This is a genomic window from Candidatus Pelagadaptatus aseana, assembly GCF_040362265.1.
In the GTDB taxonomy this organism is placed as follows: Bacteria; Pseudomonadota; Gammaproteobacteria; order Pseudomonadales; family Cellvibrionaceae; genus Pelagadaptatus; species Pelagadaptatus aseana.
Genome location: NZ_BAABNJ010000001.1, coordinates 497,175 through 516,283, shown reverse-complemented (window position 1 = coordinate 516,283; position 19,109 = coordinate 497,175). Strand labels below are relative to the sequence as shown.

At 50.6% G+C, this 19,109-nt stretch carries 22 protein-coding genes; 19 read left to right on the top strand and 3 right to left on the bottom strand.

Annotation, left to right across the window (positions count from 1 at the left end; translation table 11 throughout):
* Positions 1-40: 40 nt before the first annotated feature.
* From hemC to ACPXV9_RS02490, 4 genes are read left to right on the top strand one after another with little or no spacing between them, the layout of a single operon-like run.
* Complete coding sequence (gene hemC / locus ACPXV9_RS02505) at positions 41-970, top strand: hydroxymethylbilane synthase (RefSeq protein WP_423894288.1); 930 nt, start codon at positions 41-43, stop codon at positions 968-970.
* On the top strand, positions 960-1,775 hold the full coding sequence (locus tag ACPXV9_RS02500) for a uroporphyrinogen-III synthase (RefSeq protein WP_423894286.1): 816 nt from the start codon (positions 960-962) through the stop codon (positions 1,773-1,775). Before hemC ends, ACPXV9_RS02500 begins: the two co-directional genes overlap by 11 nt.
* Positions 1,772-3,040: a uroporphyrinogen-III C-methyltransferase gene (locus ACPXV9_RS02495; RefSeq protein WP_423894284.1), complete on the top strand. Its 1,269-nt coding sequence runs from the start codon at positions 1,772-1,774 to the stop codon at positions 3,038-3,040. Before ACPXV9_RS02500 ends, ACPXV9_RS02495 begins: the two co-directional genes overlap by 4 nt.
* Before the next feature lie 2 nt (positions 3,041-3,042).
* A complete protein-coding gene (locus ACPXV9_RS02490; RefSeq protein ID WP_423894283.1) occupies positions 3,043-4,260 on the top strand; it encodes a heme biosynthesis protein HemY in 1,218 nt (405 codons plus the stop codon).
* A gap of 184 nt (positions 4,261-4,444) precedes the next feature.
* On the opposite strand, the gene ACPXV9_RS02485 is transcribed toward ACPXV9_RS02490, so the two are convergent.
* Positions 4,445-5,455: a mechanosensitive ion channel family protein gene (locus ACPXV9_RS02485; RefSeq protein WP_423894282.1), complete on the bottom strand. Its 1,011-nt coding sequence runs from the start codon at positions 5,453-5,455 to the stop codon at positions 4,445-4,447.
* A 107-nt stretch (positions 5,456-5,562) separates the two neighbouring features.
* Here ACPXV9_RS02485 and ubiD point away from each other — a divergent pair, with 107 nt between their 5' ends.
* Positions 5,563-7,050, top strand: a complete 1,488-nt coding sequence (gene ubiD, locus ACPXV9_RS02480) for a 4-hydroxy-3-polyprenylbenzoate decarboxylase (RefSeq protein ID WP_423894281.1) — start codon at positions 5,563-5,565, stop codon at positions 7,048-7,050.
* Between the two features lie 39 nt (positions 7,051-7,089).
* On the opposite strand, the gene ilvD is transcribed toward ubiD, so the two are convergent.
* Both ilvD and ACPXV9_RS02470 read right to left on the bottom strand, forming a co-directional pair.
* A complete protein-coding gene (gene ilvD / locus ACPXV9_RS02475; protein WP_423894280.1) occupies positions 7,090-8,928 on the bottom strand; it encodes a dihydroxy-acid dehydratase in 1,839 nt (612 codons plus the stop codon).
* Between the two features lie 175 nt (positions 8,929-9,103).
* On the bottom strand, positions 9,104-10,090 hold the full coding sequence (locus tag ACPXV9_RS02470; RefSeq protein ID WP_423894278.1) for an integron integrase: 987 nt from the start codon (positions 10,088-10,090) through the stop codon (positions 9,104-9,106).
* A gap of 324 nt (positions 10,091-10,414) precedes the next feature.
* Between ACPXV9_RS02470 and ACPXV9_RS02465 the strand changes: the two genes are divergently transcribed.
* From ACPXV9_RS02465 to ACPXV9_RS02400, 14 genes are all read left to right on the top strand, one after another.
* On the top strand, positions 10,415-10,714 hold the full coding sequence (locus ACPXV9_RS02465) for a type II secretion system protein (RefSeq protein ID WP_423894277.1): 300 nt from the start codon (positions 10,415-10,417) through the stop codon (positions 10,712-10,714).
* 499 nt (positions 10,715-11,213) lie between these two features.
* Positions 11,214-11,639: a hypothetical protein gene (locus ACPXV9_RS02460; RefSeq protein WP_423894276.1), complete on the top strand. Its 426-nt coding sequence runs from the start codon at positions 11,214-11,216 to the stop codon at positions 11,637-11,639.
* Positions 11,640-11,738: 99 nt separating this feature from the next.
* Entirely contained in the window at positions 11,739-12,086 is a 348-nt protein-coding gene (locus ACPXV9_RS02455) for a hypothetical protein (RefSeq protein WP_423894274.1), read from the top strand.
* A 496-nt stretch (positions 12,087-12,582) separates the two neighbouring features.
* Positions 12,583-12,933: a hypothetical protein gene (locus ACPXV9_RS02450; RefSeq protein ID WP_423894272.1), complete on the top strand. Its 351-nt coding sequence runs from the start codon at positions 12,583-12,585 to the stop codon at positions 12,931-12,933.
* Between the two features lie 114 nt (positions 12,934-13,047).
* Positions 13,048-13,464, top strand: a complete 417-nt coding sequence (locus ACPXV9_RS02445) for a hypothetical protein (RefSeq protein WP_423894271.1) — start codon at positions 13,048-13,050, stop codon at positions 13,462-13,464.
* A gap of 1,080 nt (positions 13,465-14,544) precedes the next feature.
* Positions 14,545-14,988: a hypothetical protein gene (locus ACPXV9_RS02440; RefSeq protein ID WP_423894269.1), complete on the top strand. Its 444-nt coding sequence runs from the start codon at positions 14,545-14,547 to the stop codon at positions 14,986-14,988.
* A 136-nt stretch (positions 14,989-15,124) separates the two neighbouring features.
* A complete protein-coding gene (locus ACPXV9_RS02435) occupies positions 15,125-15,586 on the top strand; it encodes a hypothetical protein (RefSeq protein ID WP_423894267.1) in 462 nt (153 codons plus the stop codon).
* Between the two features lies 1 nt (position 15,587).
* Positions 15,588-15,968, top strand: a complete 381-nt coding sequence (locus ACPXV9_RS02430) for a tautomerase family protein (RefSeq protein WP_423894266.1) — start codon at positions 15,588-15,590, stop codon at positions 15,966-15,968.
* Between the two features lie 120 nt (positions 15,969-16,088).
* Complete coding sequence (locus ACPXV9_RS02425; protein ID WP_423894264.1) at positions 16,089-16,727, top strand: GyrI-like domain-containing protein; 639 nt, start codon at positions 16,089-16,091, stop codon at positions 16,725-16,727.
* A 93-nt stretch (positions 16,728-16,820) separates the two neighbouring features.
* Positions 16,821-17,036 (top strand): TIGR02450 family Trp-rich protein, encoded by a 216-nt coding sequence (locus ACPXV9_RS02420; RefSeq protein WP_423894263.1) that lies wholly within the window; start codon positions 16,821-16,823, stop codon positions 17,034-17,036.
* A gap of 23 nt (positions 17,037-17,059) precedes the next feature.
* Positions 17,060-17,443 carry a DUF6713 family protein gene (locus tag ACPXV9_RS02415; protein WP_423894261.1) on the top strand — a complete coding sequence of 128 codons (384 nt, stop codon included), beginning with the start codon at positions 17,060-17,062 and terminating at the stop codon, positions 17,441-17,443.
* 69 nt (positions 17,444-17,512) lie between these two features.
* Positions 17,513-17,947: a DUF6010 family protein gene (locus ACPXV9_RS02410; protein WP_423894260.1), complete on the top strand. Its 435-nt coding sequence runs from the start codon at positions 17,513-17,515 to the stop codon at positions 17,945-17,947.
* Positions 17,948-18,057: 110 nt separating this feature from the next.
* Positions 18,058-18,465 carry a PaaI family thioesterase gene (locus ACPXV9_RS02405; RefSeq protein WP_423894258.1) on the top strand — a complete coding sequence of 136 codons (408 nt, stop codon included), beginning with the start codon at positions 18,058-18,060 and terminating at the stop codon, positions 18,463-18,465.
* A gap of 300 nt (positions 18,466-18,765) precedes the next feature.
* Entirely contained in the window at positions 18,766-19,032 is a 267-nt protein-coding gene (locus tag ACPXV9_RS02400) for a hypothetical protein (RefSeq protein ID WP_423894256.1), read from the top strand.
* Positions 19,033-19,109: the final 77 nt, after the last annotated feature.

The following is a 19,109-nucleotide window of genomic DNA, read 5'->3' as shown; positions in this document are numbered from 1 at the left end:
TGCGCCGCCCAAGTATTCAACGATTGGAAGTCGACACCCCATGAGCAAAACCCTCCGTATCGCCACCCGCAAAAGTGCCCTCGCCCTGTGGCAGGCCGAATACGTTAAAGCGGAACTGGAAGCCCATCACCCGGATCTCACGGTCGAGCTGGTGCCCATGACCAGTCGCGGAGACAAGATTCTCGACGTGCCGCTGGCCAAGGTGGGCGGCAAGGGGTTGTTTGTCAAAGAACTGGAGCACGCCATGCTTGAAGGTGACGCGGATATTGCCGTGCACTCGATGAAGGATGTGCCCATGGAATTTCCCGAAGGGCTGGGGCTGGCGGTAATCTGCCCGCGGGAAGATCCGCGCGATGCGTTTGTCTCCAACACCTTCGAATCGCTCGACGCCCTGCCCGAGGGCGCGGTAGTGGGTACCTCCAGTCTGCGCCGTCAGTGTCAGCTGCTGGCCCGTTACCCGCATTTGCAGATCAAGTTTCTGCGCGGCAACGTCAACACCCGTTTGCAAAAACTCGACGATGGCGAATACGACGCCATTATTCTCGCTGCCGCGGGTCTGATTCGTCTCGGCTTCGAACAGCGCATTCGTCAGTTTATTGAGCCGGAAGTGAGTCTGCCGGCCGGTGGTCAGGGGGCCGTGGGTATCGAGACTCGTCTGGCCGATACCGACATCATGGCTTTATTGAAGCCGCTGCACTGTGACGATACCGCCCCCAGAGTGCTGGCCGAGCGGGCCATGAACCGCCGTCTTGAAGGCGGCTGTCAGGTACCGATTGGCTGTTTTGCCCTGCGTCAGGACAACGATCAGTTGTGGTTGCGCGGTCTGGTGGGCAGCCCCGATGGTCAGCACATGCTGGAAGACCAGATCACCGGCCCGGCGGCAGATGCCGAACAGCTGGGGGTGGCATTGGCCGAGCGTCTGCTGGATGCCGGTGCCGACGCCATCCTCAAAGACGTCTATGGTCAGTAACGACGCGCCTCTGTCCGGCCTGAGGGTGCTGATTACGCGCCCGCAACGACAGGCTCAAAAATGGCGACAGCAGCTTACCGAGCTGGGGGCCGCCACCCATCGGGCGACCCTGATGGAGGTGGTGCCCTTCACCGAAACCCTCCCAGAACACCGCACGGCGGTTGCGGCCATTGAGCAGCGCCTTGGCCAGCTGAATCACTACCATCATCTTATTTTTGTCAGTCAGAATGCCGTGGATTACGGCTGCCACTGGTTGCAACAAGACTGGCCGCAACTGCCGGAGTCGTGCCACAGTTACGCGGTGGGCTCGGCCACGGCCCAGCGTTTGGCGGCCCATGGTATCAATGCCAGTGAGGCCGGCGTGGCCATGAACTCGGAAGCGCTGCTGGCGCTGCCCGGTTTGCAACAGTTGCAAGGTCAGCGGGTTTTGATTTTCCGTGGTCAGGGCGGTCGGCCGCTGCTGGCCGACGCGTTGCGCCAGCGGGGCGCCGAGGTGGATTACTGTGAGCTCTATCAGCGCCAGTTGCCGGTTGAGACCGCCACTGAGTTGGCCAGCAGCGACTGGGGTCAGGCCACCGACATAGTCGCTCTTCACAGTGGCGAAAGCCTGCAGAACTGGGATCGGGTGATCCAGCAGACCCAGCGCACAGGGTGGCGCCAGTTGCCCGTATTGGTTCCCGGTGAGCGCGTGCTAAAGTTAGCCCAATCATTACAATTCACCAACATCATTTGTGCGATCAATGCCACGGATGCCGAAATGGCCCGGGCATTGATTGAATGGCATCAACATCAGGAAACGCTATGAGCACTGAGTCTTCCAATCCTCCTTCCTCTAATCCCCCTTCCTCCAAGGTCGAAGAGACCAAGCCTGAAGAGATCAAGACCGAAGAGACCGGGGCGAATGCAACCGAGGCCAGTGTGGCGGAGGATAAACCCGTTGCAGCAGATCAGCCTACCGAGGATAAGCCGGCCGCGGCCGAATCAGCCAGCCAGCCGGCCAAGCTTGCCCCGCCGGTAGCGACGGCACCGCGCAAGAGTTCCCCGCTGCTGCTGATATTGATGCTGCTGGTGCTGATTACTGTGGCGGGTATGGGCTACTGGGGCTGGATGCAACAGCGCACACTGGTGGCAACCCAGACCAGCCTGCAAAAAAATCTTGAGGGTCAGCAGGCACGCATGATTGAGATGCAGCAGTTGCTGGAGGAAGCCCGCGATCAGTCCAGCTGGCGAGCGGCGATTGCCGGCATCGACAAACGCCTGGAACACAACAGCAAGCGCCTGCGCAGTTTGGAAAGCACCAACCGCGATGACTGGCTGCTGGCCGAAGCTGAGTACCTGTTGCGTCTGGCCAATCAGCGCATGTTGATGGAGCGCGGCACCGAGGGTGCGCTGGCGCTGCTGCAGGCGGCGGATCAGATTCTTAAAGATCTGGACAACGACGAATTGTTCCCCGTGCGGCAACAACTGGCGCGCGATATGGCGGCGTTGAAACTGGCCCCCGGTGTCGATCGCAGTGGTCTCTACCTGCAATTGGCGGCACTCTCGGAACAGATTGAAGCTCTGTCGGATCTGCCCGGTGATCTGAGTGTTAAAGAACAGCCGGTGCCTGTCGCCGAAGCCATGGTGGCAGAAAGCGAACAGCAACTGGATCAGGGAGTCTGGACCCGAATCAAAACCAACTTCTGGGAAGCCATGGCCGTGGTGGGCAAGTACATTCGCGTGCGCCATCACGATCAGACCATCGTGCCGGTCCTGCCGCCGGAAAGCTCGGCCTATCTGCGCCAGAACATTCGCCTCACACTGGAGCAGGCACAACTCGCCATGCTGCGTGAGAACACACAGGTGTATCAGCACAGTCTGGCGGAAACCGAAGCGCTGCTGCGCAAGTATTTTGCCACTCAGGACAAGGGGCTGTTGCTGGCCGATGAAGTGCACTCGCTGGCACAGATGGACGTTAAAGTGCAGCTGCCAAGCATCAGCGCTTCCCTGACGGCACTGCGCGAGTTTATTTCAAGGCAACACAAATTGGATTCGCTCGGAACCGACGCGCTGACCGCGGAAGAGGTGTAATCATGAAGCGCTATCTGTTTCTGTTTGTCGTTGTTCTGTTCGGTGGTGCTCTGGGTTTCCACTGGTTGATGACCCAGCCCAGCTATCTGATGCTGGTGGTGGGCAATACCTCGGTGGAAATGTCGCTGTGGCTGGCACTGGGATTATTGCTGGCCGGACTGGCGCTGTTGTGGCTGTTGTATCGTCTCACCGGCGGCAGCTGGAGTTTGCTCAAACGCTCCGTCAATCTGGCCCTGTTTGGCTCCGAAAGTCGCGCCCGCCGGCAAGTGTCCGAGGGCATGATCAACTACATCGAAGGCAACTGGAAGGTGGCCCTTAAGCAACTGACTCGCAGCGCCAGCAAAGTTGACGAGCCACTGCTCAATTACATTGCCGCCTCTACCTGTGCCTTTGAATTGGGCGATGAAAAGAAGGCCAATGATCTGTTGGCCAAGGCGGATAAAACCCAGACCGGTGCCGAGCTGGCGGTGACCCTGACGCAGGCGCGCCACCAACTGGCGGCAAGAAAATTCGAGCAGTGTGCGGCCAGTCTCGAGCGCGCCCGCAAGTTGGCGCCACGCCATCCGGTGGTGCTGGATTTACAGCGTCAGGTCTACACCGAATTGCATGACTGGGATGCCCTCGAAAAAATTATTCCGCTGCTGGAGCGCTACAAAATTGTTCAGGGTGACGAACTGCGTCATATGAAAAAAACACTCCATGTGGCCCAGTTAAAAGCCGCAGCGGCCAGCGACAAACCGCTGGAAAATCTGCACGGCCGCTGGCAGCGTCTGCCTTACATGGCGCAGCTGAATGTCGACATCATTCTCGAGTACACCAACAACTTGCTGAGCCTGGGTGAAAGCAACGAAGCGGAAGTTTTGCTGCGCAAAAATTTGCAGAAAAACTGGGATAACCGTTTGGTGGAACACTATGGTTTGGTGGCGGGCGCGGACCCGAGCCGACAGTTACTGCAGGCGGAAAGCTGGCTGAAAGAACGTCCGGGCAACGCCAGCCTGTTGCTGACGCTGGGACGTTTGGCCATGCGCAATCAATTGTGGGGCAAGGCGCGGGATTACTTTTCCAGCAGTTTAAAAATTCACGGCTCCGCGGCGGCCTACGCCGAGCTGGCCAGATTGCTGGCTCATCTGGGTGAGCACGAACAGAGTACCGAGTACTACCAGCAGGGACTGTTGCACTTTACCGGTATGCTGCCGGATTTGCCGTTGCCGGAAGCTTAATTAATCAGAGATCCTTCTTCGCGTTGCTCATCAGGATGACAGTTTGTCAGAAGTGGCAGTGATTCTAAACAGTGTCATCCTGAGGAGTGGCAATGACGAAGGATCTTCTGGGGCTTGTTGTGATATTCCTGAGGTCCTTCTTCGCGTTGCTCATCAGGACGATTAATAACTTTTTAAAAAGTTATTAATCGCTTTTCTGTTCCAGACTTTTTAGTGCGCGTTTGATCGCTTTCAGACGCCGCACTTTTTTCTCGCGGATGTCGTCCGCCATATCGGGCGACTCCAGCTCGGCTTTTAATTCGTTGTAGTGGTTTTCCAATTCGATAATCTGCTGCGCCTGTTCGGCTTTGTCGAACACCCGGGCTTCGGGGTTGTTGTCCGAATCGCCCGCCAATACAAACGAGCGCTCTGGGATGATCGGCGCCGTCAACGGCCGCTGATTCATGATCGATGGTGACGCAATTTCAATGTTCTGATTGTGCAAACAATCCATCATATTGCGGCGCAATTGCGAGCGCACCGACAGCATCTGTTTGACGTTTTCGAGAAAGCCGCTGACGCGATACACCACGGAAAAATCTCCCAGCTCGACAATCTGCACAAAGGGATCGGCCAGTTCGGTTTCGGCCGCCGCCTGTATCAACAAGCCCTCCACCAGATGATTGTCGACGTCGTAACCCAGCGACACTTCCGCGGAAATGATGGTGCCACTGGCGTGCACCACCTTGAACGGGTTGGACGACAGATACAGATTGGGCAGTGTCAGCAAGTCGCGATCAATGGTTTGGATTTCGGTGTGAAACAAATCCTGCTCGGTGACGCGGCCAAAGTGATCGCCCACCTGAATAAAATCACCGGGGGTAAAACTTTTCTGCGAGCGCAGCATAAACCCGGCCATGGCGTTGGCGGCAATGGTGGGGGATGACAGGGTAATAATGGCGGTGAGCAGCAAACCCAACAGGGTTAATAACTGGCCGCGGGTATCACTTTCCAGAGGCAGAGTCAGGATGATGCCGATCAACGAGGCCAATACCACAAACAGTCCCCACAACTGGCCGCGGAAACGGTGCCCCTGAGTCTGTACCGCCGGCTTGCGCGACAACAAACTGAATACCACCACCGTGGCGGCCACAATCCCCAGTGCCGGCAGCAGCGGAATCAACCAGGACTGCAAAGTGCTCCAGATGTCTTCCATGGCCGTATAAATCTCCCCTTGTGGTTTTTAGCTGGGCTACAATAGCCTTCTTTTTATAGCGCACGCTTCGGTAGTCGCGCCCATATTTGTTAACGAATAAGACTCTCATGAAATATAAAGACCTGCGCGACTTTATCAAGCTGCTGGAAGAACGCGGTGAACTCAAGCGCGTGACCGTACCCGTCGATGCCAATCTGGAAATGACGGAAATCTGTGACCGCACCCTGCGAGCCGGCGGCCCCGCCCTGCTGTTTGAAAATGTCATCGGCCACGACATGCCGGTGCTGGCCAACCTGTTTGGCAGTACCCAGCGCGTGGCGCTGGGCATGGGCGAAGAATCCAAAGAAAAGTTTCGCGAGATCGGCCAACTGATGGCCTTTCTGAAAGAGCCTGATCCCCCGCGCGGTTTTCGCGATGCCCTGCAAAAACTGCCGATCTTCAAGCAGGTATTGAACATGGGGCCGAAACTTATTTCGCGCCCGGCCTGTCAGCAGGTGGTGCTGGAACAAGATCGGATTGACCTTGATAAATTGCCGATCCAGACCTGCTGGCCTGGCGATGCCGCACCTCTGGTTACCTGGCCGCTGGTGATTACCCGCGGGCCGAACAAAGAGCGGCAGAATCTCGGCATCTACCGCATGCAGAAGATCGCCAAGAACAAGCTGATCATGCGCTGGTTGTCCCACCGTGGTGGCGCGCTGGATTTTCGCGAGTGGCAACAACAGCACCCCGGTAAACCCTACCCGGTTTCGGTGGCGCTGGGTGCCGATCCCGCCACCATTCTCGGCGCGGTGACGCCGGTGCCCGATACCTTAAGCGAATACGCCTTTGCCGGTTTGCTGCGCGGTGAAAAAACCGAAGTGGCGAAAAGCCTGAGCAACGATTTGCAGGTGCCTGCCTCCGCCGAGATTGTCCTGGAAGGCTTTATTTACCCCGACGAGATGGCCGACGAAGGCCCCTACGGCGACCACACCGGCTACTACAACGAGGTGGATCAGTTCCCGGTGTTTACCGTGGAAAAAATCACCCACCGCCGCGACCCGATTTATCACAGCACCTACACCGGCCGCCCACCGGATGAGCCGGCGGTACTGGGTGTGGCGCTCAACGAAGTGTTTGTGCCGATTCTGCAAAAGCAGTTTCCGGAAGTGGTGGACTTCTATCTGCCACCTGAGGGCTGCTCCTACCGCATGGCGGTGGTGACCATGAAGAAGCAGTACCCCGGTCACGCCAAGCGGGTGATGATGGGTGTCTGGTCGTTCCTGCGCCAGTTTATGTACACCAAGTTTGTGATCGTCTGCGACGACGACATCAACGCCCGCGACTGGAACGATGTGATCTGGGCCATCACCACGCGCATGGATCCGGTGCGCGATACCGTGATGGTGGAGAACACCCCGATCGACTATCTGGATTTTGCCTCGCCGGTCTCCGGTCTGGGCTCCAAGATGGGCATGGACGCAACCAACAAGTGGCCCGGTGAAACCGATCGCGAGTGGGGTGAGCCAATTGTGCAGGACCCCGAGGTGATCAAAAAGGTGGATGAAAAGTGGGCCAGTCTTGGGATTGAGTTGCCACAAAAAAAGGAGCTGTAATCAGCTCCTTTTTCTTTTTACACCAGAGTGGCTCGGGTTTTAGTCTTCCAGCTTGGCCAAATCCCGGACCGCACCCTTATCGGCACTGGTGGCCAGCAACGCATAGGCCTTCAACGCCGCACTCACTTTACGCGGACGCTCTTTGGCTGGCTTCCAGCCCAGCTTGTCCTGCTCGACGCGACGCTCGGCCAGCTCTTCATCACCCACCAGCACATTGATGGTGCGGTTGGGGATGTCGATCTTGATGCGATCGCCATCGCGCACCAGACCAATGGCGCCACCTGCGGCGGCCTCTGGTGATACGTGGCCAATGGACAGGCCGGAAGTACCGCCGGAGAAACGGCCATCGGTCAGCAGGGCACAGGCTTTGCCCAAACCCTTGGACTTGATGTAAGAGGTCGGGTACAACATCTCCTGCATACCCGGACCACCGCGCGGACCCTCGTAGCGAACAATCACCACGTCGCCCTCTTTGACCTTGTCATCGAGGATATTCTGTACCGCTTCGTCCTGGGATTCAGTGACGTGGGCGGTGCCTTCAAACACCAGAATGGATTCATCCACGCCGGCGGTTTTCACCACACAGCCGTCCAGCGCGATGTTGCCGTACAGCACCGCCAGGCCGCCTTCCAGACTGAAGGCATGCTCCAGCGAGCGAATGCAGCCGTTCTTGCGATCGGCATCCAGCGTCGGCCAGCGGGTGCTTTGGCTGAAGGCGGTCTGGGTCGGAATGCCAGCGGGGCCAGCCTTGTAGAACTTCATTACTTCCGGAGACGGGCTGCGCATGATGTCCCACTCGTCCAGAGCGTCTTTCATGGTGGCGCTGTGGACGGTCGGAACGTCGGTGTTGAGGCGGCCGGCGCGATCCAGTTCACCCAGAATGGCCATGATGCCACCGGCGCGGTGCACGTCTTCGATGTGGTATTCCGGAGTGTTGGGAGCCACTTTACACAGCTGCGGGATCTCCTTGGACAGGCGATCGATGTCCTTCATGGTGAAGTCCAGCTCGGCTTCCTGGGCAATGGCCAGCAAGTGCAGAATGGTGTTGGTGGAACCGCCCATAGCGATATCCAGTGCCACAATGTTTTCAAAAGCTTTATAGGAACCGATGGAGCGCGGCAGCACTGACTCGTCGTCCTGCTCGTAGTAGCGCTTGGCCAGATCAACAATGGTGCGGCCGGCGCGCAGGAACAGGTCTTCGCGGTCGGCGTGGGTGGCCACCACGGTGCCGTTACCCGGCAGCGCCAGACCCAGTGCCTCGGCCAGACAGTTCATGGAGTTGGCGGTAAACATGCCGGAGCAGGAGCCACAGGTGGGGCAGGCGCTGCGCTCGATCTGCTCGACTTCTTCGTCGCTGGCCTTGTCGTCTGCGGCGATGACCATGGCGTCCACCAGATCCAGCTTGTGTTCGGCCAGCTTGGTCTTGCCGGCTTCCATGGGGCCGCCGGTGACAAAGATCACCGGAATATTCAGGCGCATGGAGGCCATCAGCATCCCCGGAGTGATCTTGTCGCAGTTGGAAATACAGACAATGGCGTCGGCGCAGTGGGCGTTGACCATGTACTCCACTGAGTCGGCGATGATGTCGCGCGAAGGCAGCGAATACAGCATGCCGTCATGCCCCATGGCAATGCCGTCATCCACGGCAATGGTGTTGAATTCTTTGGCTACGCCACCGGCTTTCTCGATCTCGCGCGCCACCAACTGACCCATGTCCTTCAGGTGCACATGCCCCGGTACAAACTGGGTAAAGGAGTTGGCCACAGCGATAATGGGCTTGTGAAAGTCGTCGTCTTTCATTCCCGTGGCGCGCCACAGGGCGCGGGCGCCGGCCATATTGCGGCCAGCGGTGGAAGTCTTGGAGCGATAAACAGGCATGGTAAACCTCGTTGCCAAAAGCGAAATCAGGGTGGTTAAAATTCAGGCGGGTGAGTTTAGCAGAAATCAAGGGCCGGGGCTTGTGCCATACAACGATTATTCGGGAGCATTCATCAATAAAAAACGAACTAACCCGCGCGTCCGATAATGCTCAGACGCCGACCGACAAGGGGTATTAATGCTGATCCAGCGGGCTTAATACCCCCTTGCCGCCCTGCTTCACCACATGGGTATAAATTTCGGTGGTCTTCACATCCGAGTGCCCCAGCAGCTCCTGAATGGTTCGCAGATCATGACCTCGCTCCAGCAGGCGCGTGGCAAAACTGTGGCGAAAGGTATGGGGGCCGCACTTTTTCAGGATGTTCAGTTCGCGCACCACCTTGCGCATCTGCTTCTGCACGCTGCTGTCGAGAATGTGATGGCGGCGCATCACGCCGCTGCGTGGATCCACCGACAGTTTTTGTGACGGGAACAAATACTGCCAGCCAAGCCGGCGGGCATCGGTGGGGTATTTTTTTAACAAAGCATCGGGCATAAACACTTCACCAAAGCCATCGGCCAGATCTTTTTTATGGATGGCTGCCACCCAGGTAATCTGCCGTTGCAGACGGGGAATCAACTGCTGTGGCAAAACCGTGACCCGGTTTTTATTGTTCTTGCTGCGCAGAATATTCAGCACGTTCATATCAAAATCCACATCTTTTACTCGCAGCCGAATGGCCTCAGAAATTCGCAAGCCGCTGCCGTACAGAAGTGCGCAAATTAATTGACTGTCGCCGGGCATGCCATCGATGATTTGCATCGCTTCCCTGTGCGTAAAAATAACCGGGATCTGGCGGGGCACACTGGCGTGCGTGTGATTAATATTTTCCAGTGGTTGTTTGATGATATCCCGGTAGAGAAAGGCTATGGCATTCAGCGCTGTTTTTTGGGTGTTGATGGCCACGTTCTCTTTAACGGCAAGATGGGTTAAAAATGCGGTGGCTTCTTCATTGCCCATTTCAGCCGGGTGACGCTTGCCATTAAAAAAGATAAAGCGCTTGATCCAGTGGATGTAGGTTTGCTCGGTTTTATACGCCATCCCTTTGGCACGTATATGGGTACGAACTCCCTGCAGAAAGGGACTCTTTTCTGAGCGAACGGGTATGGGGATGTCTTTCATGAAGTAGTGCCATACAAAGCGGAAAGTACAAACAGTAGATTTGATGGGTTGGTAGCGGTACCCGCTGTAGGTATGAAGTCTGTCTCTGGACGGGTTATTTTGGGAAATCAAAAATGTGAGTGCTTGCAAGCTTTGCGACAAGGGCTTGTCAGGGCTTTGGTAAAGGGGTTAAGGTTTGGCTAAATCAGGGATATCAGGACAGGGTTGTCTTATTTATATGCGGAGTGTTTCTCGCCCGCGGTCTTTCTGTTCTTTTTCCCTTCCAATAAAAAATAGGCCTCCAGGAAATAGCACTCCATGGAGGGCTAATAAGCGTTATGCATCATGAGAAAGAACGGATTTACAATAATCGAGCTTGCTATCTCTCTATGCATAGTTGGCATGCTGATTTTAATTTACGCACGGTTCACAGAGCCTGATTGGTATATTCATCTTTTAAGCAAAGATCAGCCTTACTTGTTCTATGCTGCTTTGTTTATTTTTCCTGTTGGGATATATAGCAACATCAAAAAAGCTTTGTTCGGTGACTCTGAGTCAAATTCTATTTCAACGGTCTTCCTATATTTTCAGGCCGCATTGTGGGCTGTACTCCTAGTTATGGGGTTGGGTTATGTTTTTAGTTAGTGCAATAATGCATAACAAGTTGCTCAAGTTCACTCCGGCCGCGAAATACGCGGCCTCCGCGGGACGGCCTACACGTTGTTTCGGCCGCCCCTTAGCAAGGCGTTAGGTGAGCAAATGAAATTCCCAGCAAGCACGACACTTGAAGATCTAGGTAAGAATTTCAAAGTAGAGTTTTGCTCATTTGGCCCTACTGAAAAAGGTTGGTCTGGTCATTACCTTGAATGCCCGATATGTAATATTCTTATCGAAAAATGTGGGTGTCACAGTTGTGAGTGCGGCAACATATATGTCGATGATGGCATGCTAAGGGTGAGAGTAAAGAATGGCGATAGAGCTTCAGTTAAAACCTATTATGCCTATAAAAAGTAGCAGGTCCTGCAAGTCACCTAACAAACCGGTCAAGTTCACTCCGGCCGCAAATGGCGCGGCCTGCGCGGGACAACCTACACTGCGTTTCGGTTGCCCCTTACCGGGGCGTTATACGTGAAAGAGAACTTTTATGGACCCTAGATTAATATTAGGAAAATGCTTTTCTGAAATAGCAGATTCGATTTCGCACTCGGGAATCGAAGCTGTTTATGAACATCTTGAAGAAGGTGAAGATCAAGAATACTGTGTATCAAGTGAGTCTGGGGCATGGGAAATATCATTAGGAAAAAATGATATAGTTGAAACAGTTTTTCTATATGATGTCGTTAATTTTTCAAAGTTGTTTGGCTTTGGTATCAATTCTACGCAAGAGCAAATAGTATCTATTTTGGGTAATCCAACTACAACCGGTGGGCCCGACGAGAGTGAAATTTTTGGCAATACTGGGAAATGGCTTCGTTATGATTTAGACAGCTATAGCCTCCATATTGAATATGAATTTAATTCTAATAAAATCAAGCTTATTACATTAATGTTGCCTGAGATTGCACCATGAATAATAGTCGTATAACAAGGCGCTGCATAGGACAAAAAACACTTGGCACCTTTCTTGTATCGCTTCGCTCCCAACAAAGTCGCCAAGTGTTTTTTGCCCATGAGCGCAACGTTATGTTCTCATATGACTAAAGACTGTACCGAAGAATTTAAGAAGTTAAGCAATAAGATAGCTCTGTTTTGGCTTGTAGAGATCGGCTATCTTGTTTTTGTAGTTTTCGCATTTGAAGCAACAGAAGAGCTAATTAAGTGGGGCAGCCTAGAGTTCTATATATTTATAGCTAGCCTAAGCTTGCTTATGTTCATGGTCTTGAGGTGGTTTTCACCTCGCTGTCCAAATTGTGGTCAGGGGCTATATTCGGTAATCGAAATCAATAAATACCCTATTATGGTTAAAAGCTTCATTGGGAAAAACTGCGGCGGTTGCGGTGCAAAACTTAAAACATAACAAGGCCATCTTGCATCGCCCCAGCAAAAAGACGCTGGGGCTGGACAGTCTTTCGCTACGGCCTTTTGTGCGTGGCTTCGCCAGTGTCGCACAAAAGTCCTCCACTCAAGCCTGCCGCAAATGGCGGCGTTATGGCCTCTTGTAGTTTTATAGTTTCACTAGCGAGTTAGCAGTAAAATTGGGCATTGGTAATCAGTGCCATCGGGTAGTAAGGTTAAGCTACCAACACCGAGACAACGTGGTAACCAACGGAAGGTTCCGAGTCAGTTTCAAATCCTTCCCGTTCGCTCTTCGAGCACCACTCAAAATCTCAGTAAAACAATAATCCGGTGTCCCGCATTCATTGGTGCGTGCCACCACAAAATACATCGCACATCGGCAGTTTGGTGCTGGCCCTAACAAGTCGCATCAGCATCGCGCAACAAGTTGCGCTGGACGGCCAAACCGTTGGTTTGTCCGCCGCTGTGCTCGGCGTTATGTGTAAAGGGAGATTTGAGTGACCTCTGGAATTTTGGTTGGCGTTTTAGGAATGATCATATTTTTGGGATCATTCTGTACGCTTTCTTACTTTCTTTTAAAAAAGTTAGGTGTTAAAGAACACTTGGCTTGGAGAGCCAGTAAGTTCGGGCTATCGCTAGCATCTATTCAAATTTTTGTTCAGCTAGTTGCTTCAACGCTTACTAATTCTAGTTTTGGCTCCTTAGCGGTGATATTCGTTTCGTACTTTTATGTTCGCAGTGTGCTTAATATTCAGTGGAAAATTAACGTGGCTATAATAATCCTTTTACCAATCTTGTCTGGGTTATTGGCTGCCCCACTTTTATTAGTACTGTTCAACAACACATAACAAGTGGCTGTAGTCGCCATGCAAAGGGCGCATGGCTGGGACGGCTTTTCCGCAGCTTCGCTGCTACAAATCCGCCCCTAAGCCGGGCGTTAAATGTACACAACGAGATAGAACGTGCGAAAAGAACTTTCATCATCTTCGCTAGCCATTTTAGCTAGCCCTTTATATCCAGCTGTTTCGTACTTGGCTTTGTATCTATTCATTACCGAGGTGGGCTATTCCAGCCATATCGTGGATCGCACGGTTATGAATATTTTTGTTTTTGCAGTCTCAGCCATAGCGTGCACCGTGTTTGGCTTCCTCATTGTCAAGCAAAAGCTAAAACTCTGGGGCTTAGCATGCTCATTCTCTAGCATCTTCTATTGGTATGTAGTGCGCCCAGAAGTCCACGATATTAAAAATATCCTTTCCGATGCATCAGCTTGGTTCACAATGATCTACTCAACAGCCCTGCCGCTTATACTTGCACTGGTAGTAAGCTCACATTTAACAAGGCGCTCAAGCAAGGACGCCGTAAACGGCGCCGCTTAGCTTGGCGTTAAATGCCCATGAGAAATCAGATCGGATTACAATTTTGGATTTCATTCAGTGCCGAGGTACTGCTGGTATCTACTTTCTGGTCAGGAGTGATCTTATTGGGTATCAGTTTAACTGGGCTCATCGAGCGTCCAATTAGCATGTATATCTTTGTACCTTTTGCGGTTGTCACCGGTATGGGCTGGTTGTTCTTCCGCATAAAGGGCTTTAAACGGGGCAAGTATTACTTGAATCAGCTATGAGCGTGAGTCAGCATTTAACAAGTTGCTCAAGCGGGACAAATTACCTGCGCTTCGCTCCGGCAATTTGCCCCTTAGCAAGGCGTTATCGGCTCATGGTGTTTTAAATAATCACTAGCGAGTCAGGCAGTAAATTTGGGCATGGTCATTCGTGCCAACTGAAAGTAAAGTTAACCAACCAATACCGAGACAACGTGGTGACCAACGGAAGGTGCCGAGTCAGTTTCTATCCCTTACCGTTCGCTCTTCGAGCACCGCGCCAGTTCTCAGAAAACAATTAATCCGGTGTCCGCATTCATTTGGGTGTGCCACCGTTAAGTAAAGTGCACAAAGGAAGTCCGGTGCTGCCCATAACAAATGGCAGCAGAAGGACGCGGCATAGAACGCCGCGCCTCTGTGCCAAGCGTTATAGGTCAGGTCAGAAATGAGAGAGTGCCCACACTGCAAAGAGAAGTGCGTATCTAGGCATAAGTTGGTTGCGCAATATCTGTGTATCCCTGCCGTGATTGCAACTTGCTCTAATTGTCAGGCGGTTGTGATGTTGCACCAGTCAAATAGCTTTATTCATATGTTGGCAATGGAGTTGGCTTTATACGCGGCCATGGTAATTTTGGTCTTCTGGTTTATTAACCAGTTTGGGGTGGTTTGGCCTGCTTTCGTTGTTCTGTTGGCGGGTGTCATAGCTAGGGCATATATAAAAACGGCGGCACCTCTAGACTATGTTCGGTAGCCCTATAACAAGCCGCTTAAACACGTTCCGGCCGCAGAAAAACGCGGCCTCCACTGGACTCGCTACGCGTTGCTTCGCTCGCCGTTTAGCGGAGCGTTAAGAGCTATGAGAAAGTCAGTACTCTCGAAAATAGTTATTTCCTTATGCATCCTTGGCGTCATAGCGGTGATCACTCCATTTATTTCATCACTCAATCCTAGTGAAAAGGCCAAAGCAGACTCTTCGAATAGAGTGCTAATTGACGGATTAGAAATTGGTAACGAAATTACGGTGGAAGCAGCTGGAACGGTAGTTCTGATTACAAGGAAATCGGAGCTAGAATTCGAAGTCTGGGATATATGGGCAAAGTTCTCTAACGGATTGCCGGGTTGTGTAATTCAACGACTCCAAGAGCCTGAATCCAGACAACCTAAAGCAGTCTTTCATGAGAACTGTCATACAGTTACTTACGACAAAGATGGAAATATCCTTCCAGGTAGTCATAAAAGCGCACTCCCGATGGTGAAGATGAAATATTCGCTTAGAGATGGTGATCTATATGTGTGGTAGTGCTCTTAACAAATCGGTGTTGTGCGTTCCGGCGCTGCGCACCTCCACCGGACAGCCAAAGCTACGCTTTGGCTGCCGCAAACCTCGGCGTTAGTAGCGTTGAGAATCACTAGCAAAAAATAGTAAGGAGACATTAATGAGAAAGATTTTATGTACCGTTAACCCTGAACAGGTTAGCGACGTGCACAAGAAATCTTTAGAGTCGGCATTGCGGTCAAATTATGCAAAGCATCTTTCAGAATCTGAAAGCCTTACAATAGTTTGGTGCGAACTTCCTACAGCTCAAGGTTTTACCAGTTACGAACAACCATGTGTTTCACTTGTTGTTATTGAGGCTCAAGATGATCTCGACCAAGATGTACGAGAAAACATGCTATCTGAGTGCGCAGCAGACTGGTCAGAAATTACAGGCATTACATTAGAAAGATTGATGATTTCAGTTTTTGATGAAACTGTGTTCTCTGAATATATGGCTGCTAATCAGCGTCGCTTGTCATTGATGGGCCGTATTCAATTTTCCCGCCATATGCTTGTTAGTCTACTTCGTTCGAAAATGACCCGCGGGCTGTTGATTTTTAGTCCAAATGTAGGGAGCTGAAGTGCCTTTATATACTGTTTCATGCCGTAAACCTCTATCCCAGGAAATCAGAGAGGCTGTATCTACTACAATTACTGACACTCATTGTGAGGTTACCGACGCTCCCCCCGAATTTGTAAATGTTGTTTTTATGGATGGCTATTCTTTAAAAAATAGTTGGAATTTGGCGGTCATTGGTGGTGTTCGATCTGGTGGCAATAGGAGCGCTGAATTAGTAGAGAAACTACAAAAATCTTTGCACACAAATATCGCCTCAGCTTCGAAACTGCCTATTGATAAAATTGGTATTGAGTTAGTGGGTGTGAGAGCGAGTTGGGTTATGGAGGGCGGCAAGATTTTGCCTGAACCTGGGTCTGAAAATGATTGGCTACAAAATAAATAATTGGTTCGTGCAGTTTTTCGATTCAAGTGCTACATAACAAGCGCAGGCAAGCAGGATAAAGTTTCGCTGCGCTTCAACTTTGCCCATGCTACGGGCGTTATGCGTAATCGAGGATGGTTCATGAAATATGAATGGAGAAAAAAGGAAAAATCTATATACATCCCTAAAGCAACACCCGAGATTGTAGATGTTCCTTCATTTAATTACTTTGCTATTGACGGTCAAGGCAACCCAAATGATGACTCGTTTAGTCAATATATAGAGGCCCTATATTCCGTAGCATACACAGTAAGAATGTCTCACAAATCGGGATTTTCACCTTCAAACTATTTTGAGTATACGGTTTATCCTCTTGAAGGTGTATGGGACATATCTGAAGAAGCGAAACAAAACTATAACGGTAAGCTAGACAAAGATTCGCTTGTATACTCCCTAATGATTAGGCAACCAGAGTTTGTAACTGAAGATTTCGCCAATCAATCCTTGGAAAGAGCTTTAGCCAAAAAGAAGAATGAACTTATTCGCCAAGTTAAGTTCAAGTCCATAAATGATGGCCTGTGTGTACAAATGTTGCATAAGGGGAGTTTTGATGATGAGCCTAAATCATTTGAGGAAATGGAACACTATTGTGCAGAAAATGGCTTAGCAAGAAAGTGTAAAAAACATAGAGAAATATACTTGTCAGATTTTAGAAAAACAGAAACCGGAAAGCTTAAAACAACATTAAGATTTCAAGTGGAAAACACGCATAACAAGTAGCAGCAACGGACTGTCAAAAGTGTCATGTCTTTTGTGCCAAAAGCCGCGCAATTTAGCCAGCCGTTAGTTACAAAATAAGTGAGTGGAGCCGTTTTGAATAGAATCAATCCGAAAAAACTTCTCAATAGTAAATGGTCAGCTGTTCAACCGCTTAATAAAGAAAAGCACTTTGTGGTCACCGAAGTTGAATTCGATGAAGAAGGCGAAGTTGTCCGTTGTTTAATAGAAGCGATATTTTCGAAACGATCCCAAGAAATTGATTGGAAGATTCTTAAAAATGATGCCGTCTGGCTCCAAGGTTGGAAATAATGGTTGTGCGTTCGTTATAAGATATGAAGACATTATTTTATTACTTAGGTGTTTCTGCTCTTTTTACCCATGAGCTGGATGCGGTTTTAAATCAGGAGTGGAAGTTACTGTTTCATTTCTTTGAGCTATCCCAAGACGTGGGTGATGTTTTATTTGTCGCACTGCATTTCCCTTTGTTCTTTCTTTTCTTTTATCTGGGGCATCATAAAAAATCGATGATTCAAACTCGATTCAGAGTTGGCGTTTGTATATTTCTGGTTGTTCACAGTGTTCTACATCTGGCACTATCCGGCCATAGTCATTATTTCTTCAGTGGCCTGCTATCAAATTTATATATTTTTAGTGCTGCTGTTTTCGGTTTGATTTTTCTGATGCTCAATTGGAAACAGCAAAAAACTGTTCCATAACAAGGCGCTCGGTAATGGCCCTACGGGGTTGATGCGAAAACGTCAAGCAATTACAACAAGGACAATAAAATGCTGCCCATTATGATTGGTGCTTTATTAGCAGTAGCTCTATGTGTCACAGGAAGAGTTACTCGTTTTGATCAAGACAGAAGCTATCACGCAGTCATTTTGATTGTTATAGCCACCTATTACGTACTGTTTGCGGTTATGGCAGGGGAAGCAATCATGGAAGAAATTGTGGCTGCGTCCATTTTTTCATTCTTGGCTTTCCTGGGTGCTCTTCGCTTCCCTTTGCTTTTGGGTATCGGTATTTTGGCGCATGGATTATTTGATGTGGTGCACCATCTACTGATCCATAACTCTGGTGTGCCGATATGGTGGCTAGCATTTTGTGCCAGCGTTGACATCATTTTGGGGGGGTGGGTTATCTATCTGGCTCTGAGTGGTAAAGGGCTGACGAATGCACCGATCAAGGCAGGGCATGATTCAGAATCCAGTAGCTGATCAATCAATCATTCAAATTTTGCTTTCGACGCTGAACGTCTTACATTACAGCTTCGCTTCGTTAGGTTTTTTGTCTTCTGGCGGCGATGGGTAACCAAGGATTAAACACTATGAGCGCAATCCCTGATGGCTTTGAGCCGATATTTAGAAGCAGCCCTTTTCTTGATCTGCTTGGGCCAATCTACAATAAGAAAACGGACACGGGTCTGATCATCGGGCTTCGGGCAGAGAAGAAACACTGCAATGCCCGGGATCTGGTCCATGGTGGTGTGTTCAGCAGTCTTGCGGATATCGCACTGGGTTATAACGCAGCCTTTCAAGGCAAAGAGCCTGTACCGATGGTTACGGCCAGTCTCAATATCGATTACGCAGGCGCGGCAAAGTTGGGTGACTGGATCGAAATAACGGTGGATGTACAAAAGGTGGGTAGAAATATGGCCTTTGCAAATAGCTATTTCTTTGTGGATTCAAAGCGCATTGCCAGAGCGAGTGCGGTTTTTAATGTTGTCAGTGCATAACCGTTTCCGGAGTTTGAAAGAAATACGGACGTAGTAAATAAAAAATTTAGGCATGGCCATTCCTGCCATTGAATAGTAGAGTTTACCTTTCAAGGACAGAGACAACGTGGTAACCATTGGAAGGTTCCGAATCAGTATCCAGCCCTTCTCGCTCGTTCTACGAGCACCGCGCAAAATCTCAGTAAGCTATGTATCCGCTATTCGCATTGATTTGTTATGAGAAATCGTCAAGTCAAGTTCAGGTGGGTATTTGCTTGACCTCAAAAAAACGTTACCAATTAAGCGTTACAGGACTAAACAGTGGATAAAAATATAAAAACACTAGCCAGTGCGGCCATCATCTTTTTTCTCTCTTTTGTACCTCTATTCTTTATTCTGGAGGGGTATATCGCTGGTGAGGTGCAAGAGTTTGGTCGCAGAAATCATGATAGTCATCATAGGGATAATGAGCTCACAAATTACTGGTACAACATGATGGCTTGGATCGTAGGTTATGTATTCTGTTTGGGTTATTCAATAAAAGAGTTTGTGACTTTCTTTCGGCAAATCGGAAAGGACAATTTATAACGAGCGACTGTAATGGCTATAAAAATTGAAAATGGCTGGAGCAGCTCTTCCGCAGTTTCGCAACTACAACTCGCTGG

Excerpts from the sequence above, each read along its gene's own strand:
- ubiD (WP_423894281.1), top strand. The coding sequence starts at position 5,563 with ATGAAATATAAAGACCTGCGCGACTTTATCAAGCTGCTGGAAGAACGC.
- hemC (WP_423894288.1), top strand. The coding sequence starts at position 41 with ATGAGCAAAACCCTCCGTATCGCCACCCGCAAAAGTGCCCTCGCCCTG.
- ACPXV9_RS02485 (WP_423894282.1), bottom strand. The coding sequence starts at position 5,455 with ATGGAAGACATCTGGAGCACTTTGCAGTCCTGGTTGATTCCGCTGCTG.
- ilvD (WP_423894280.1), bottom strand. The coding sequence starts at position 8,928 with ATGCCTGTTTATCGCTCCAAGACTTCCACCGCTGGCCGCAATATGGCC.
- ACPXV9_RS02440 (WP_423894269.1), top strand. The coding sequence starts at position 14,545 with ATGAGAAAGTCAGTACTCTCGAAAATAGTTATTTCCTTATGCATCCTT.
- ACPXV9_RS02455 (WP_423894274.1), top strand. The coding sequence starts at position 11,739 with ATGAGCGCAACGTTATGTTCTCATATGACTAAAGACTGTACCGAAGAA.
- ACPXV9_RS02425 (WP_423894264.1), top strand. The coding sequence starts at position 16,089 with ATGAAATATGAATGGAGAAAAAAGGAAAAATCTATATACATCCCTAAA.
- ACPXV9_RS02435 (WP_423894267.1), top strand. The coding sequence starts at position 15,125 with ATGAGAAAGATTTTATGTACCGTTAACCCTGAACAGGTTAGCGACGTG.
- ACPXV9_RS02465 (WP_423894277.1), top strand. The coding sequence starts at position 10,415 with ATGAGAAAGAACGGATTTACAATAATCGAGCTTGCTATCTCTCTATGC.
- ACPXV9_RS02470 (WP_423894278.1), bottom strand. The coding sequence starts at position 10,090 with ATGAAAGACATCCCCATACCCGTTCGCTCAGAAAAGAGTCCCTTTCTG.
- ACPXV9_RS02410 (WP_423894260.1), top strand. The coding sequence starts at position 17,513 with ATGCTGCCCATTATGATTGGTGCTTTATTAGCAGTAGCTCTATGTGTC.
- ACPXV9_RS02490 (WP_423894283.1), top strand. The coding sequence starts at position 3,043 with ATGAAGCGCTATCTGTTTCTGTTTGTCGTTGTTCTGTTCGGTGGTGCT.
- ACPXV9_RS02500 (WP_423894286.1), top strand. The coding sequence starts at position 960 with ATGGTCAGTAACGACGCGCCTCTGTCCGGCCTGAGGGTGCTGATTACG.
- ACPXV9_RS02415 (WP_423894261.1), top strand. The coding sequence starts at position 17,060 with ATGAAGACATTATTTTATTACTTAGGTGTTTCTGCTCTTTTTACCCAT.
- ACPXV9_RS02405 (WP_423894258.1), top strand. The coding sequence starts at position 18,058 with ATGAGCGCAATCCCTGATGGCTTTGAGCCGATATTTAGAAGCAGCCCT.
- ACPXV9_RS02495 (WP_423894284.1), top strand. The coding sequence starts at position 1,772 with ATGAGCACTGAGTCTTCCAATCCTCCTTCCTCTAATCCCCCTTCCTCC.
- ACPXV9_RS02460 (WP_423894276.1), top strand. The coding sequence starts at position 11,214 with ATGGACCCTAGATTAATATTAGGAAAATGCTTTTCTGAAATAGCAGAT.